Origin of the sequence: Xanthomonas campestris pv. badrii (assembly GCF_012848175.1) — a bacterium.
GTDB classification, from domain to species: Bacteria; Pseudomonadota; Gammaproteobacteria; order Xanthomonadales; family Xanthomonadaceae; genus Xanthomonas; species Xanthomonas campestris_C.
On the sequence record NZ_CP051651.1, the window covers coordinates 3,542,026 to 3,555,937 of the forward strand.

The following is a 13,912-nucleotide window of genomic DNA, read 5'->3' on the forward strand; positions in this document are numbered from 1 at the left end:
CACGCTCGCGGGACACGCCGCACGTACATCCTTGGAAGGCTCGGCGGCGGCATCCATGCCGCCACACGGTCCCACAATCGGCGAGGACACCGCGCCAAAGAGTTTTCAGGTGTTTATTGAAAGCCTGTCTTCTGATCTCGTTGCGTTGCCGAGCGGATCCGACGCGCCCTGACCGAACAACGCACATCATGCATTGCTTGAAACATGCACACCGACCATCCTCGTTGGTCATTGCCCACTCACCTTCGCGGGCTCTTACGCGCATGGATGCCGCGTAAGCGCCTACACGGATGTACTTGCGGCGTGTCCCGCGAGGGTGGGCGGGCAAGCCACAGATCAGCCGCTCTCCGCTTTATGACCGACCCGACATGATGGACTAGAACTTCAGATCCACCCGCGCATACCAGAAGCGCCCACCAGGGATGTCGTAAGTGGAGGCGTCATAGCCATTGAGTGAGCACGACAGGCAGATCGGTGGATCCTTGTCGAAGACGTTGTTCAAGCCGGCGGTGAGTTGCAACCCCTTGAGCCAGTCGACGCGATACCCCACCTGTGCATCGTGATAGGTGATCGCATCCAGCCGGTTGGTGCCTTCGACCGGGTTGGAGCACACCGCAAATTCCACTGCATCGCCGCATTGCTCGGTGAGCTTGGAGATGTGGCGTGCCGTCCACGACGCCGTCCAGTTGCCCAGCGACCAATCCAGCACTGCATTGCTGGTCCACTCGGGAATGGCACTGTCGACCACTTCGATGCCCGGCCCCTGCGGCTGCCGCTGCCCAGCCGCGCCCAATGCTTCGTAACGGCCCACGAAGGTGTTTTGCCATGACACCTTGAAGCGACCGAACGCGCTTTCCGGCAAGGTCCAGAACAGGTCCACGTCCCAGCCATCGGTCTTGATCGAGCCCAGATTGGTCAGGCGATTGTTGAATGCATTGATGCCGCCGGTGGACGCGCGCCCGATGCCGTCGCAATACAGCGCATCCAGCGTGTCCACACACAGGTCCAGCTGCGTCTGCGCATTGATCGCCTGGATCGCACCATCCACATGGTGACGGTAGAAGGTCACTTCCATATCGAGCCGATCCGACCAGCTGGCATTGCTGGCAAAGCCCGGGCTGAACACGAAGCCGGCACTGAAACTGCGCGACCGTTCCGGGTCCAGTTGCTCGTTACCACCGGTGGTGACCGAGATCTGCTGATTGGCCTGCTGGTAACCACCCGGCACGCCCAGTGCCGCGCAATTGGCCGCACTGCCGCGCGGCGCGGTACCGCCCAGGCCGATCGAGCAGGGATCGGACAATTGCAGGTCGGCGCGCGCAGCCGAACCGAACAGCTCGCCGATGGTCGGCGCGCGGAAGCCTTCGGCATAGCTGGTGCGCAGCACCAGCTCGTCGGTGACCTGCCAGCGCAAGCCGTACTTGGGCGTGAACTCGCCGCCGAAGGTGGAGTAATCCGAATAGCGGCCGGCGATGTTCAGATCGAGTTTGTCGCCCAGCGAGGAGTTCGCAAAGATCGGGATATTGAGTTCGAGATAGGCCTCGTTGACGTCGTAGCTGCCGGAGGTCGGCAACGACGGAACCCCGTTGTAGCGCCCGGCCACGGTAAGCGGATCGGGCTGGTAGGCGCCTTCGTACTTGCGGTATTCGTAGCCGGTGGCGAAGGACACCGCGCCGCCGGGCAGCTGGAACAACTCGCTGCTGAGATTGGCGGTGAACAGGCTCAATTCGTTCTGGCTGCGGTCGCGCACCACCGGCTGGATCCAGCGCAACATCTCGGGCGTGATGCTGCCCGCGCCACTGAAGATATCCAGCGGCACGCAGCCGGCCACCGCCGCACAGGCGGCCGGGTCGCCCAGCGCCAGATTGATGTTGTACAGGTTGTAGCTGCCGTAGTTGGTCTGTTCGGCCTTGTTCTTGCTGTACATGCCGTTGACGTCCCAGTACCAGGTGCGTGCGCCGCCCTCGAAGGTACCTACCAACCCTGTGCCGAAGTAGTGCGTATCCACCTGCTGCTCAAAGAGACGCGGCCCGCCTTCCACCGGACGCCGACCGATCTGGATCAGGTTGGTGGCCGAGTTCAGATCGAAGCCGAACGGATTGAACGGATTCAAGCCGGAAATCACGATGTTGTCGGCGAGCGGATTGCCGGTGCCGGCATCGGGGCCGAGAAAGATCGGCTCCGGTGCGGCCTGGTTGGTCGACTCGCGGCGATTGCCCAATGCCTTGACGTACCACTGCACATCGTCGTTGAAGTAATAGCGGAACTGCGCGAACACGCCCTTGCGCTCGGATGGGGTCAGCAACAGGTTCTGCTCGGCAAAGTTGTAGCGGTCGGCGGTGCCGAAGCAGTGGTAGTCGTCGCTGCGCGCGCAGCCGGCGCTACCGTCGTACTGCGGCGTACCGACGCCGGCATTGGGGGTGAGGTTCTGGCGCGCACCGGTGTTCGGGTCGACGAATTGGAAACGCCCGTCCGGCGTGGCCGAGCTGCCGAAGGTCAGCCCGGTGCCCGGAATCGGAAAGCGCGCCTGCGCCCTGTCACGCGCGTAGATCGGATCCTGCTTGACGTAGCTGGCGCCCAAAAACAGGCTGAAATCCTCGCCACTGGTGCCCCAGGCCAGGTCCACGCCCTGGTTGGCACCATCGCCCTTGCCGTACTGGCCATAGTTGAGCGTGACCTGCGCACCGTCGAAGCTGCGCCGGGTGATGATGTTGACCACGCCGGCAATCGCATCGGAGCCGTACAACGATGAGGCGCCGTCTTCGAGCACTTCGATGCGTTCCACAATTGCCAGCGGAATGGTGTTGAGGTCGGTCGACGACCCCACGCCGGACGCCGAGGATTCATTGACCCAACGGATGCCATCGACCAGCACCAGCACGCGCTTGGAGCCGAGGTGCCGCAGATCCACCTGCGCCGAGCCGGCGCCCACCCCGCCGCCATCGGGCGGAAAACCGAAGTTGCCGGACGAATTGAACTTGGCATTGAGCGCCGAGCCAGAGGCGGTGAGTTCCTGCAGCACCTCGCCGATCGAGGTCAGGCCGGTACGCTCGATGTCGGCGCGATTGAGCGTCTGGATCGGCACCTGGCCTTGCAGCTCGGCGGTCTTGATGCGGGTGCCGGTGACCTGCACGCTGTCGAGCGTGCGCGTACCGGGGGCGGCGTCGGGCTGTTGCGCCCAGGCCAGGGTGGGAATCAAACACAGCGACAACTGCACGGCCAGGCATGACCGCAACGGACGGATCAGACGCTTCATCCTTTCTCTCTCCAAAAGGAGTCTTCAAAGTGTCCGCACGCCCCCGTGCCCTGCGGTCCATCCCGAGTTGTAAACAAAACCTTAACGCACCGCAATCTGGCGGTGCAGCACTGCGATGGGCGTCGCAGTGCGCGCCCCAGCGTGGCAACCCCGAATACGCGCTCCCAACCGGCCAGACTTTGCGCTCGCGTTGCGCACCGGTGCAGGCATGCCGGTGCAGCGCATGTTCACTCAAGGCCTCAGGCCTGCTTGGGTATCATCGCGCCATGACTTCTTCTCCCCGTTTCGCCACTCTTGCCGCTGGTCTGTTGTGTCTTGCCAGCACCGCGTTGCATGCACAAAGCCTCGATCCGCAGTTGACGGCCATGCGCGATGCGATCGCCGCTGCCGAGCGCGGCCAGTCCGATCCCACGCAACTGGCCGCCTTGAGCCGTCACCCGCTGTACGGCTGGCTGGAATTGGCCACGCTCAAGCGCGGCATCGACACCGTGTCCAACGCGCAGGCGCAGGGCTTTCTGCAACGCTACGCCGGCCAGCCGGTGGCCGAGAGCTTCCGCAGCACCTGGCTGCCGGCGGTGGCACGTCGGCAGGATTGGAGCACCCTGCTGGCCAACTGGAAGAGCACCGACAACATCGGCCTGCGCTGCGCGCAGCTGACTGCACGCCAGGCCACCGGCAAGCTGGACGCGCAGTGGAGCCGCGATGCGCTCACGCTGTGGCGCAACGGCAAGGCGCTGCCCGATGCCTGTGAGGCGGTGGTTGCCACACTGGAATCCCGCGGCGAGCTGACACCGGCGCTGCGCTGGGAACGGGTGGAAGCCGCCGCCGATGCCCAGCTGCCTGCGGTGATGCGTACCGCGGCGCGCGGCTTGGCGGCGGCTGACCTGGCACTGGCCACCGATTACGCGGCCTTTCTCGACAAGGTCCATCCGCGTGCACTCGGTTGGCCCAAGACCGAGCGCAGCCGTCGCATCGCCGTCGATGGCCTGGCCAAGCTCGCCAAGAGCGACCCGGACGCGGCCGAACAACAGTTGCCGCAGCTGGCCAGCACACTGGGCTTCAGCGATGCGCAGCGTGGGCAGGTGCTGTATCAGATCGCACTGTGGACGGTCGCCTCGTATCTGCCGGATTCGGCGCGCCGGCTCAATGCGGTGCCTGATGCCTCCTACGACGAACGCCTGCACGAATGGCGCGCACGCGAGGCGATGTCGCGCGGCGATTGGCCGGCGGCATTGGCGGCGATCCGCAAGATGCCACCCAGCCAACGGGCCGATTCGCGCTGGCAGTATTTCCAGGCGCGCCTGACCGAAAAGACCGGCTCGGCAGCAGCGGCACAATCGTTGTATCGCGCCGCCGCGCAATCGCCGACCTTCCATGGGTTCCTGGCGGCCGACCGCCTGCAGCAGCCGTACCGGATCTGTCCATGGGAACCCAAGGACAGCGCGCAGGCCAAGGCCGCAGTGGCGCGCGACCCGGCATTGGGCCGCGCCATTGCGCTGTTCCAGATCGATCGCCCTGGCTGGGCGGTGGCCGAATGGAACGATGCTGCCAGTCGTTTCGACGACGCCCAGCGCCGCCTTGCCGTGGAGGTTGCCAGCGACAATGGCTGGTTCGACCGCGCGGTGTTTGCGCTCGGCAAGCAACCGGACGAACAGCGCCTGTATGCACTGCGCTTCCCGCTGCATCACGATGAAAGCATTCGCCGCGAAGCTGCCAAGAATGCGATCGACCCAGCCTGGGTGGCCGCGGAGATCCGCGCCGAAAGCATCTTCAACCCGCGCGCGCGTTCGCCCGCCAATGCCATGGGCCTGATGCAGGTGTTGCCCGGCACCGGCGCCGCCGTGGCCAAAGGCATCGCCCTGCCCGGCTATGCCGGTGCCACCAGCCTCTATGAGCCGGACACCAACATCGCCATCGGCACGGCCTACCTGCGTCAGTTGCTCAACACCTACGGACTGCCCTATCTCACCATCGCCGCCTATAACGCCGGCCCTGGCCCGACCGGCCGCTGGCAATCGCAGCGGCCGAATTTCGAGCCGGATTTCTGGATCGAAACCATCAGCTACAAGGAGACCCGCGACTATGTCGCGCGCGTGCTGGCCTTCAGTGTGATCTACGACTGGCGACTCAACGGCGACATGCTGCCACTGAGCGACCGCCTGATGGGCAAGCTGGTGGACAAGCGCCAGAAGCCGGTGTGCACGCCGGGCCAGAGCACCAACAACGCGGCGCAGGACTGAGCGCGTGTTGACCGGCAGCCACGACCGCAGTGAGACCGTCAGGTAGTCCCTGCGCCGTTGCATGGCGGGTTGTAAGCAGCCCAACACGCTATGAAATGCACAACGCCCGCATCGCTGCGGGCGTTGTGTGATGCCTGGTAGCGCCGCAGCCATCGCGGCGTACCGTGCAGCGGCGGTTACAGCTTGCCGGCGCCGGCCTTGGCCTTGACGTCCGCAGCGACCTTGTCTACAGACAGCAGGTTGTAGGTGTAGGGCGGAGTCCAGCCGATGTTGCTGTTCCAGGAGCAGCTCAGTGCCTTGCCGTTGAGCAGCGAACCCTGATCGCGGTAGACGCTGCCGCCGTAGTCGGCGGCGATCTTGTCGCAGCTGCTCACGCCGCTGATGTCGAACACGTTGCGTTCGGAGAAGATCTTCGATTCCTTGCCCACGCCGTGCGCGTGCGAGAACGGATACACCTTGTTGCTTGTGCTGCCGACGTGATAGTTGTTGTACAGATGCACTTGACCAAAGCGCACCCGCGGCGCACGCGCGGAGATGTCCTGGAACATGCTGTTGTGGATGGTCACCTTGAGCTTGCCGCTGTCGGTGCCGGAGGCGCTGTCGCTGGAGCCGATCAAACCGTTCTTCTCGTGCAACTTGAACAGCGAATACGAGACGGTCACGTAGTTGGCGCCGGCCTTGATATCCAGCGCGCCATCATGGTGCTGCTTGGGGCGGCCGTTGCCGGTGCCGTTCTGGTCGTCGGTGCGACGGCCGTCGGTGAAGGTGACATGGTCCACCCACACGTTGCTGGCCGAATCCACGGTCAGACCGTCGTACTGTGAGTTCCAGTTGCCGGCGCTGCCGTCATTGGGATCCCACAACGGCTCCGGATCCCAGGGATTTTCGATGGTCAGATTGCGAACGATGACATCGTTGGCCTTGACGAGCATGTAGGCCTCGCGGATCTCGGCATTGCTGGTGATGCCGATCAAGGTGGTCTTGGTCGGGATATCCAGGCGTGCCCGCGACTTCATGTCCGCGGTCGTGGTGTAGGGCTTGCCCTCGCTGACGTCGATGATGCCGCTGATCTTGATGATGCGCCCGTTGCTGCCCACGCTGGCCTTCAACGCGTTCTTCAACTCGGCGGCGGTCTTGACCGTGTAGATGTTGGCGGCAGCGGCCTTGGACCCGCCCTTGGTGCCGCCGTTCTGCGTGGCCCAACCGGTGATTGCCGCTTCCAGCGCAGGATCGGCGCTGGCAACGCCGGTCAGCAGCAACGACCCGACAAACAGCGACGCGGCGGCCGCCGTCGAAAATTTCGGCTTCATCTGGATATCTCCCTCGAATGGGTTCGATGCACCGCGTAGCGGTACACCCCTCGTCTATCGACTACGGAACGTACTTTTCATCTCTGTAATGTTCAGTTCCGCGGGAGGGGATACTAAGAGCAAGGTAATCGCTTGTATCTAGGCAGATCACCGTTGTGCACGCGCAGTCACGCAAACGGTTACGAGACAGTTGCCGGAAGACAAAACGCTACGCCCAAGACACGCAGAGACAGCGCCAGGGACACTGCAGCGCAGCATGATGGGTGTCGCACCGCAGGTGGACATGCATCGATCAAGCGATGCTGACGCGATCACACGCCAACATTTTCCATGCGTGTTTGGCGCATATGCAGCCAGCGTGGTCACGCCGGGACACTGCAATGCAGCCGAGCACGGCATCACACGAACCACCAGCAAGCGCCCAGCCCCACGCTGCTGCATAGCCACCGCATCTGTCGAAGAGTGTGGTGCTGTAGCGCATCAACATCTGTCCGCGTGGACGTGCAGTTGTGATGCAGACATCGCGATCAGCGACAAGCGAAATGCCGCAGCGGCGATGGCCGCAAGCTCAGGGCGCCATCGACGTAAAGCGTGCACGCCTGTCGCGCGCACCCAAAGGACCGAGAGCTGCGAACAAAAGCTGGCAAGGCGCTGGCATCCGGCCGCAACGACAGTGACGCGCGGCATCGGCAACACTCCATCGGCTGCAGCACGCACACGCGCACAAGCGTGCATCAACCCGGATGCGCGCCCGGAATATGCAGTTCGATCGCCCAGACCCGTCAGGGCGCAGAGCAGCTCAGGAAAAGCCTTCGAAGAACAGCTCGATCGCCATCACCAGCGCATCCTCGCGGCCGGTGTGGGAGGGGTAGTAGCGCGGGCGTCGGCCGATCTCATTGAAGCCTTCGGAGTGGTAGAGCGCGATCGCCGACGGATTGGATGGGCGCACTTCCAGGAACGCGCGTCGCGCGCCACGATCGCAGGCGCCCTTGATCAGCGCGCGCAACAGCACGCGCCCGTGCCCTTGCGATTGCGCTTCCGGTGCGATGCAGACGTTGAGCACATGTGCCTCGTCGGCGGCGATGCTGATGACGCCATAGCCGATCACCTGCCCGGCCTGTTCCATCACCCAGCCCGGATACCCGGCCTGCAGGCAGTCGCGGAAGATGCTGCGCGTCCATGGGAATGGATAGGCGCGCAGTTCGATCTCCATCACCGCATCCAGATCGCTCTCGCGCATGGCGCGCAGCGAGGTGGGCAACGGCGCATTGATTGCGCTCACGCCGGATCCCGACGGCGCCGCAACGCACGCAGCTGCGGCCACAAGGCGCGCTTGGCGGCGGGGTTGCCCCGCAACTCGGCCAGCGGCCAGGACGCCATCAAGGCCTGGGTGCTGGGATCGCCGGGGTTGCAGCCGGAGGCACGCAGCAAGGCCATCTGCAATCGGTCCGGCAACCCGACGCGTCCGCGCCGCTGCGGTGCGGACGCCGGCGCGGTGCCGGGCGCGCGTGGCGGCTCGGCCGGCGCAGCGGGTGCCGATCGACGCGGCGCCGGCGCCGGTGCAGCCGCCGCCTCGGCCGGGACGCGCTGCGCGCGCAGCGGGGCCGACACCGGCGCACTGTCGGCGACGTCCACCGACGACGCCTGCAGGACATCCGCCGTTGCCCGGTCCAGATACACGGTGTGCCCCATCGCCTGCAGGCACGACACCTGCAGATCCGACCACACCGGCTCGTTCGCCACCGCGTTCATCGACGTCGGCTCACGGAAGCTCGGGGGTGCGGCGCCAGCGGCGCCACAACCACATCACCGGACCGGACAGGGCATACAGCACGCCGATCACCAGCAGCGACCGCGCCAGGTCGATCACCAGCAAGGCGATCACCACCGTGGCGATCGCCAGGGCCAGGAACGGCACGCGGTCGGCCCGTGCACCACGCGCACCGCCCTTGAAGCTCCAGAAGCGGATCCGGCTGACCATCAACAGCGCCGACACCACGGTGACCGCGAGCGCCACATAGCGCAGCTGTTCGCCATCGAAGCCCAGGCTGTCGTCGGCGAATGCCCACACGAACGACATCATCAGCCCGGCCGCTGCAGGACTGGCCAGGCCGATGAACCAGCGCTTGTCCACCACCCCGACCTGGGTATTGAAGCGCGCCAGCCGCAGCGCCGCGCAGGCCGCATACAGAAACGCCGCCGACCAGCCGACCCGGCCCATCACGCTGCTGTCGTATTTCAGCGCCGACAGCGACCAGTGGTACATCACCAGCGCCGGGGCCATGCCGAAGCTGACCAGATCGGCCAGCGAGTCGTACTGCACGCCGAATTCGCTGCTGGTATTGGTCAGGCGCGCCACCCGGCCGTCCAGCCCATCCATCACCGCAGCCACGAACACCGCCATGGCCGCCTGGACGAACTGCCCATTGGCGGCGGCGATGATGGCGTAAAACCCGGAAAACAGCCCGGCGGTAGTGAACAGGTTCGGCAGCAGGTAGATCGTGCGCGAGCGCGGAGGCGGTCTCATTTCATCCATGCGCCAAGTGTAGGGCCTGAGGTCCGTCCGGCGGTAGCGCGCTCGCTGGTTCAGCGCCCTGCACGCGCGATGACTTGCCAGCACGGGCCGTGGATGCTGCAATCGCGGCGGGAATCATCCAGGGGAAGCCACATGCACCTGTCGTTGGGGCTTTGCGCCCTGTTGATGCTGGTCAGCGCCGCCGCCGGCGCCACCGATCTCTATAAGTGGAAGGACGCCAAAGGCGTGACCCACTACACCGAAACCCCGCCACCAACCGGCCAGCGCTACGAAGCGCGCCGGATCGATGCGCGCAGCGGCACCGCCGCCATCGCCGCGCCGGAGACCGCCACGCCCGAGTCGGCCGACTGCCTGACCGCACGCCGCAACCTGGAACTGCTCAGCGGCAAGGGCGAGGTGACCATGGGCGCCGGCCCTGACGGCAAGGCCGGTACCGTGCTGGACCCGGACGCCCGCGCCGCTCAGCGCAACCTGGCCGAGGCGGCCGCCAAGGCCTATTGCAAGCCGGCCGCCACCGGCGCTCCGGCTGCCTGAGCCGGTTCAAGGATCGGCCGCGGCAGTCCCTCGGCCTGTGCCCGGGCCTGCGATGTGGCGGCGGTCGTGCGGCTGGCACCCATCGCAGCGAAGGTCCTGGCAGGTCAGCGATGCGCGTCCAGCACCCGATCGGGTGCCTGCGCGCGGCGTTTTGAATCGAATCGCCGTAGGGCAGGCAGGTTTACCGCCCGCCTCGACATCCGCTGGCCCGTCAACCCGGCTCAGCGTGCGGCTCATCCCCGGCGCCGCGTTCGCAACCGCAGGCCGGCCCTTCCAGGGCCGCCACGCACCAGCCCATTGCGGCCAGCGACACCGGACCAGGCGCGTCCGACAATGACCGGCAGGGCGCACACTGGCAAACTACGGGTTTTCCGCCCAAGCGAAGCCCGATGCGTCTTTCCCAGTTCCACCTGCACACCACCAAGGAAACCCCGGCCGACGCCGAGCTGGTCAGCCACCGTCTGATGCTGCGCGCGGGCATGATCCGCAAGCTGGCCTCCGGGCTGTACACCTGGTCGCCGCTGGGCCTGCGCGTGCTGCGCAAGGTCGAGGCGATCGTGCGCGAGGAAATGAACCGCGCCGGGGCGGTGGAAGTGCTGTTCCCCACCATCCAGCCGCGCGAGCTGTGGGATGCCACCGGGCGTTGGGAGAAGTTCGGCGGGCAGCTGCTCAAGATCAAGGATCGCAAGGAGCAGGAGTTCTGCTACAGCCCCACCGCCGAAGAGGCCGCCGCCGAGTTCGCGCGCCAGGAAATCAACAGCTACAAGCAGCTGCCGCTGAACTTCTACCAGATCCAGACCAAGTTCCGCGACGAGATCCGCCCGCGCTTCGGGGTGATGCGCGCGCGCGAGTTCCTGATGAAGGACGCTTACTCCTTCCATCTCACCGATGCCGACATGGCGCGCGAGTACGAGAACATGAAGGCGGCCTACACCCGCATCTTCACCCGCCTGGGTCTGGAGTTCCGCGCGGTACAGGCCGATTCCGGCGCCATCGGCGGCGATGCCTCGCAGGAATTCCACGTCATCGCCGCCTCCGGCGAAGATTCGCTGGCGTTCTCCACCGGCTCCGACTACGCGGCCAATGTGGAAACCGCCAGCGCAGCCCTGCCCGGCCCGCGTCCGGATGCCGCGCAGGCCATGCACCAGGTCGCAACGCCCACCCAGAAGACCTGCGAGGACGTCGCCCAGCTGCTGGGCATCGCCCTGCAGCGCACGGTCAAGTCGGTGGCGGTGATGACCGCTGCCGGCTTTGTGCTGGTGCTGGTGCGCGGCGACCATGCCGTCAACGAAATCAAGCTGGCCAAGGTGGCCGGCCTGGCCGACTACCGCCTGGCCAATGAAACCGAGATCCGCGACCACCTCGGTTGCGAGCCGGGCTTCCTGGGCCCGGTCAACACCGTCCGCCCGGTCCGCGTGGTGGCCGACCGCGATGTCGCGGCCATGGCCGACTTCGTGGTCGGTGCCAATGTGGCCGGCGCCCACCTGGCCGGCGTCAACTGGGGCCGTGACCTGCCCGAACCGGAGACGGTGGCCGACGTGCGCAACGTGGTCGACGGCGAGCGCGCGGCCGATGGCGGCGAACTGCGCCTGGCCCGCGGCATCGAAGTGGGCCACGTGTTCCAGCTCGGCAGCCAGTACGCACAGGCCTTGCAGGCCACCGTCATCGACGAGGGCGGCAAGGTCGCGGTGATGAAGATGGGCTGCTACGGCATCGGTATTTCGCGCATCGTGGCTGCGGCAATCGAACAGAACCATGACCAGGCCGGCATCATCTGGCCGGCACCGATGGCGCCGTGGCAGGTGGCGGTCTGCGTGATCAATCCCAAGCAGGACGCCAGCGTGGTGGCCGCCGCCCAGGCCTTGCTGGACGAATTGATTGCAGCGGGTATCGATGCGGCATTGGATGACCGCGGGTTGCGTCCGGGTGCGATGTTTGCCGATATGGAACTATTGGGCATTCCGCATCGGGTGGTGGTCTCGGAACGTGGATTGGCCGCCGGCACTTTTGAATATCGCGCCCGCACCGCCGAATCGGCAGAAAACCTGGATAAGGCCGGTTTATTCTCCCGACTGGGCCGTTGATCAAACAACGCCAGCACCCCGCAATTAGATGAACGCAGTGCACCGAAGTATTTCGGTGCATTTGTCATACCGGTTTTCTGACATTATGATGGCCGCCGCTGCCACGGACCGGCATTCGTTCTCTCTCATTCTTCCGGAGTAGTGATGTCGATCGATCTCACCGGCCTGTCGGCCAAGCAGTTGGACGCACTGATCAAAAATGCAAAGAAGCAGCAGACCGTGGTTGCCAAGCGCGCCCCGATCGCCAAGGTCCGCACGCAGCTGACCCGCGCTGCCAAGGCCCAGGGTTATTCCATCGAAGAATTGTTCGGTACTGCCGCCAGTGGCGGTCGGGGCCGTCCGGCCGCTGCCGGCAAGCCGGGTCCGCGCGCCGGCCGCAAGCTGGGCAAGGTTCCGCCGAAGTATCGCAATCCGGCCAATCCGCAGGACACCTGGACCGGCCGTGGCAAGCAGCCGCGCTGGCTGGCCGAATTGACCGCCGCTGGCAAGAAAGTGGAAGACTTCCTGATCAGCAAGGTGGGTGGCGCTGCCAAGAAGGCATCGGCCAAGAAGGCCTCGCCGCGTAAAACGGCAACCAAGCGCGCCGCCAAGAAGGCAAAGGCCGCGTGATCCAGACCAATAAAAACGCCGGCATTGCCGGCGTTTTTATTGTGCGCATTTCCGCCCGCTCATAAATTCTTGCGGGCCGGAATCAGCAAATTCCCAAATAGCAATCCGGCCATCAGGGCCATGACGATATTGGTGACCGCCAGCAATGCGGCTTGCCCCACACTGACATCCTGCTGCTGTACCAGGGTCAAAAAACCCCGCAGGCTGACGCTGCCGGGAACCAGCATGATGATGCCCGGCAGCCGAATCAACGCGCCGGGTTTTTGAACCACCCGCCCGAACAGATTTCCCGCGGCGGTCAATGCCATGGCCGAGGCAAATACTCCCGCCGGTCCGCCCCAGGCATGCCCTGCATAACGTGCGATGACATAACCGGACATCGCGGCCGCCATGATCCATAAATAGTCGCGCCGATTGGCCTTGAACAACACCGCAAACGCATACGCGGCCACCAGCAGCGATGCCCATTCCACCCAGCCGGCCTGCGGACGCAGGGCCGCCACCTGCGGATGCAGGCCCATCAACTGGGTCAGCGTCACTGCAATCACCGCACCCACCGTGAGCTTGAGCACCGTGGTCACGGCGCCCGCCAGCCGCGCCGTGCCGGAGACCCAGTGCTGGCTGGCCAGCTCGTTGAAGGCATTGGTCAGCGACATGCCGGGCAACAGCACCACCAGCGAAGCGATGATCACCGTGTTGAGGTTCAACGGCCCGATCAGCGAGGCCACCATCGCGGCCACCACGCCCGCCAGCAGCCCGGCCAGGGCTTCGCCGGCTTCCTTGGTCGCCGGTCGCTTGTCGGTGTACTGGGTGAGCAGGCCGATCGACATGCCGATGGCGCCGGCGGTGGCGATGTCCAGCCACGGCAGCTTCCACAGCCCGGCCACGCCGGCGGCGGCCAGCCCGAACGCCAGCACCTGCAAGGTCTTGCCGCGCCGATCCGTCTCGCGGTCCAGCCGGCGCAGCGCGGTATGCCCCTGCGCAATGCTCATGCGCCCGTTGGCGACGCTGTCGGCGACATAGTCGGCCACGCTGAGCTTGTAGAGATCGTTCTCGCCCGGCGCCAGGCGGATCACCCGGGTGATGTCGCTGGAACCGATCGCCTTGGTCGGGTCGCTGAAGCTCAGGATGATGCCGGTGGGATTGGACCAGGGCTCGCAGTCCAGGCCCAGCTTCTGCGACAAGGCCACCACCGCTGCCTCCAGCCGCTGCGCGGTGGTGCCATAGGAATGCAGGCGCCCGGCGATTTCCGATACGAAGGCGACGCGCTGGGCGTAGGTGGCGCTGGCGGACGGTAAGACGACGGTGGCAGCGGACATGCGTGGCGGGTCGGATCGAAGCGG

10 protein-coding genes are annotated in these 13,912 nt (G+C 65.4%); 4 read left to right on the top strand and 6 right to left on the bottom strand.

Annotated elements, in window-relative coordinates; translation table 11 throughout:
- Positions 1-376: 376 nt before the first annotated feature.
- Positions 377-3,256 (bottom strand): TonB-dependent receptor, encoded by a 2,880-nt coding sequence (locus HG421_RS14895; RefSeq protein WP_169707039.1) that lies wholly within the window; start codon positions 3,254-3,256, stop codon positions 377-379.
- Positions 3,257-3,522: 266 nt separating this feature from the next.
- Here HG421_RS14895 and HG421_RS14900 point away from each other — a divergent pair, with 266 nt between their 5' ends.
- On the top strand, positions 3,523-5,496 hold the full coding sequence (locus HG421_RS14900; protein WP_169707040.1) for a transglycosylase SLT domain-containing protein: 1,974 nt from the start codon (positions 3,523-3,525) through the stop codon (positions 5,494-5,496).
- A gap of 176 nt (positions 5,497-5,672) precedes the next feature.
- On the opposite strand, the gene HG421_RS14905 is transcribed toward HG421_RS14900, so the two are convergent.
- The 4 genes from HG421_RS14905 to pssA form a co-directional block, all read right to left on the bottom strand.
- Positions 5,673-6,806 carry a pectate lyase family protein gene (locus HG421_RS14905; RefSeq protein WP_169707041.1) on the bottom strand — a complete coding sequence of 378 codons (1,134 nt, stop codon included), beginning with the start codon at positions 6,804-6,806 and terminating at the stop codon, positions 5,673-5,675.
- A 799-nt stretch (positions 6,807-7,605) separates the two neighbouring features.
- Positions 7,606-8,088: a ribosomal protein S18-alanine N-acetyltransferase gene (gene rimI, locus HG421_RS14910; protein WP_169707042.1), complete on the bottom strand. Its 483-nt coding sequence runs from the start codon at positions 8,086-8,088 to the stop codon at positions 7,606-7,608.
- Positions 8,085-8,558 carry an alanine acetyltransferase gene (locus HG421_RS14915; protein WP_169707043.1) on the bottom strand — a complete coding sequence of 158 codons (474 nt, stop codon included), beginning with the start codon at positions 8,556-8,558 and terminating at the stop codon, positions 8,085-8,087. Before HG421_RS14915 ends, rimI begins: the two co-directional genes overlap by 4 nt.
- A 10-nt stretch (positions 8,559-8,568) precedes the next feature.
- A complete protein-coding gene (gene pssA, locus HG421_RS14920; protein WP_064510294.1) occupies positions 8,569-9,342 on the bottom strand; it encodes a CDP-diacylglycerol--serine O-phosphatidyltransferase in 774 nt (257 codons plus the stop codon).
- A gap of 132 nt (positions 9,343-9,474) precedes the next feature.
- Here pssA and HG421_RS14925 point away from each other — a divergent pair, with 132 nt between their 5' ends.
- The 3 genes from HG421_RS14925 to HG421_RS14935 all read left to right on the top strand — a co-directional run bounded on the left by HG421_RS14925 (position 9,475) and on the right by HG421_RS14935 (position 12,569).
- Positions 9,475-9,876 carry a DUF4124 domain-containing protein gene (locus HG421_RS14925; RefSeq protein WP_169707044.1) on the top strand — a complete coding sequence of 134 codons (402 nt, stop codon included), beginning with the start codon at positions 9,475-9,477 and terminating at the stop codon, positions 9,874-9,876.
- A 389-nt stretch (positions 9,877-10,265) separates the two neighbouring features.
- Positions 10,266-11,960 carry a proline--tRNA ligase gene (locus tag HG421_RS14930; RefSeq protein WP_169707045.1) on the top strand — a complete coding sequence of 565 codons (1,695 nt, stop codon included), beginning with the start codon at positions 10,266-10,268 and terminating at the stop codon, positions 11,958-11,960.
- Between the two features lie 144 nt (positions 11,961-12,104).
- Positions 12,105-12,569, top strand: a complete 465-nt coding sequence (locus HG421_RS14935) for an H-NS family nucleoid-associated regulatory protein (RefSeq protein ID WP_169707046.1) — start codon at positions 12,105-12,107, stop codon at positions 12,567-12,569.
- 59 nt (positions 12,570-12,628) lie between these two features.
- Here HG421_RS14935 and HG421_RS14940 read toward each other — a convergent pair whose 3' ends face one another.
- A complete protein-coding gene (locus HG421_RS14940) occupies positions 12,629-13,888 on the bottom strand; it encodes a threonine/serine ThrE exporter family protein (protein ID WP_169707047.1) in 1,260 nt (419 codons plus the stop codon).
- Between the last annotated feature and the right edge of the window lie 24 nt (positions 13,889-13,912).

Excerpts from the sequence above, each read along its gene's own strand:
- HG421_RS14900 (WP_169707040.1), top strand. The coding sequence starts at position 3,523 with ATGACTTCTTCTCCCCGTTTCGCCACTCTTGCCGCTGGTCTGTTGTGT.
- HG421_RS14895 (WP_169707039.1), bottom strand. The coding sequence starts at position 3,256 with ATGAAGCGTCTGATCCGTCCGTTGCGGTCATGCCTGGCCGTGCAGTTG.
- HG421_RS14905 (WP_169707041.1), bottom strand. The coding sequence starts at position 6,806 with ATGAAGCCGAAATTTTCGACGGCGGCCGCCGCGTCGCTGTTTGTCGGG.
- pssA (WP_064510294.1), bottom strand. The coding sequence starts at position 9,342 with ATGGATGAAATGAGACCGCCTCCGCGCTCGCGCACGATCTACCTGCTG.
- HG421_RS14940 (WP_169707047.1), bottom strand. The coding sequence starts at position 13,888 with ATGTCCGCTGCCACCGTCGTCTTACCGTCCGCCAGCGCCACCTACGCC.
- HG421_RS14915 (WP_169707043.1), bottom strand. The coding sequence starts at position 8,558 with ATGAACGCGGTGGCGAACGAGCCGGTGTGGTCGGATCTGCAGGTGTCG.
- HG421_RS14935 (WP_169707046.1), top strand. The coding sequence starts at position 12,105 with ATGTCGATCGATCTCACCGGCCTGTCGGCCAAGCAGTTGGACGCACTG.
- HG421_RS14925 (WP_169707044.1), top strand. The coding sequence starts at position 9,475 with ATGCACCTGTCGTTGGGGCTTTGCGCCCTGTTGATGCTGGTCAGCGCC.
- HG421_RS14930 (WP_169707045.1), top strand. The coding sequence starts at position 10,266 with ATGCGTCTTTCCCAGTTCCACCTGCACACCACCAAGGAAACCCCGGCC.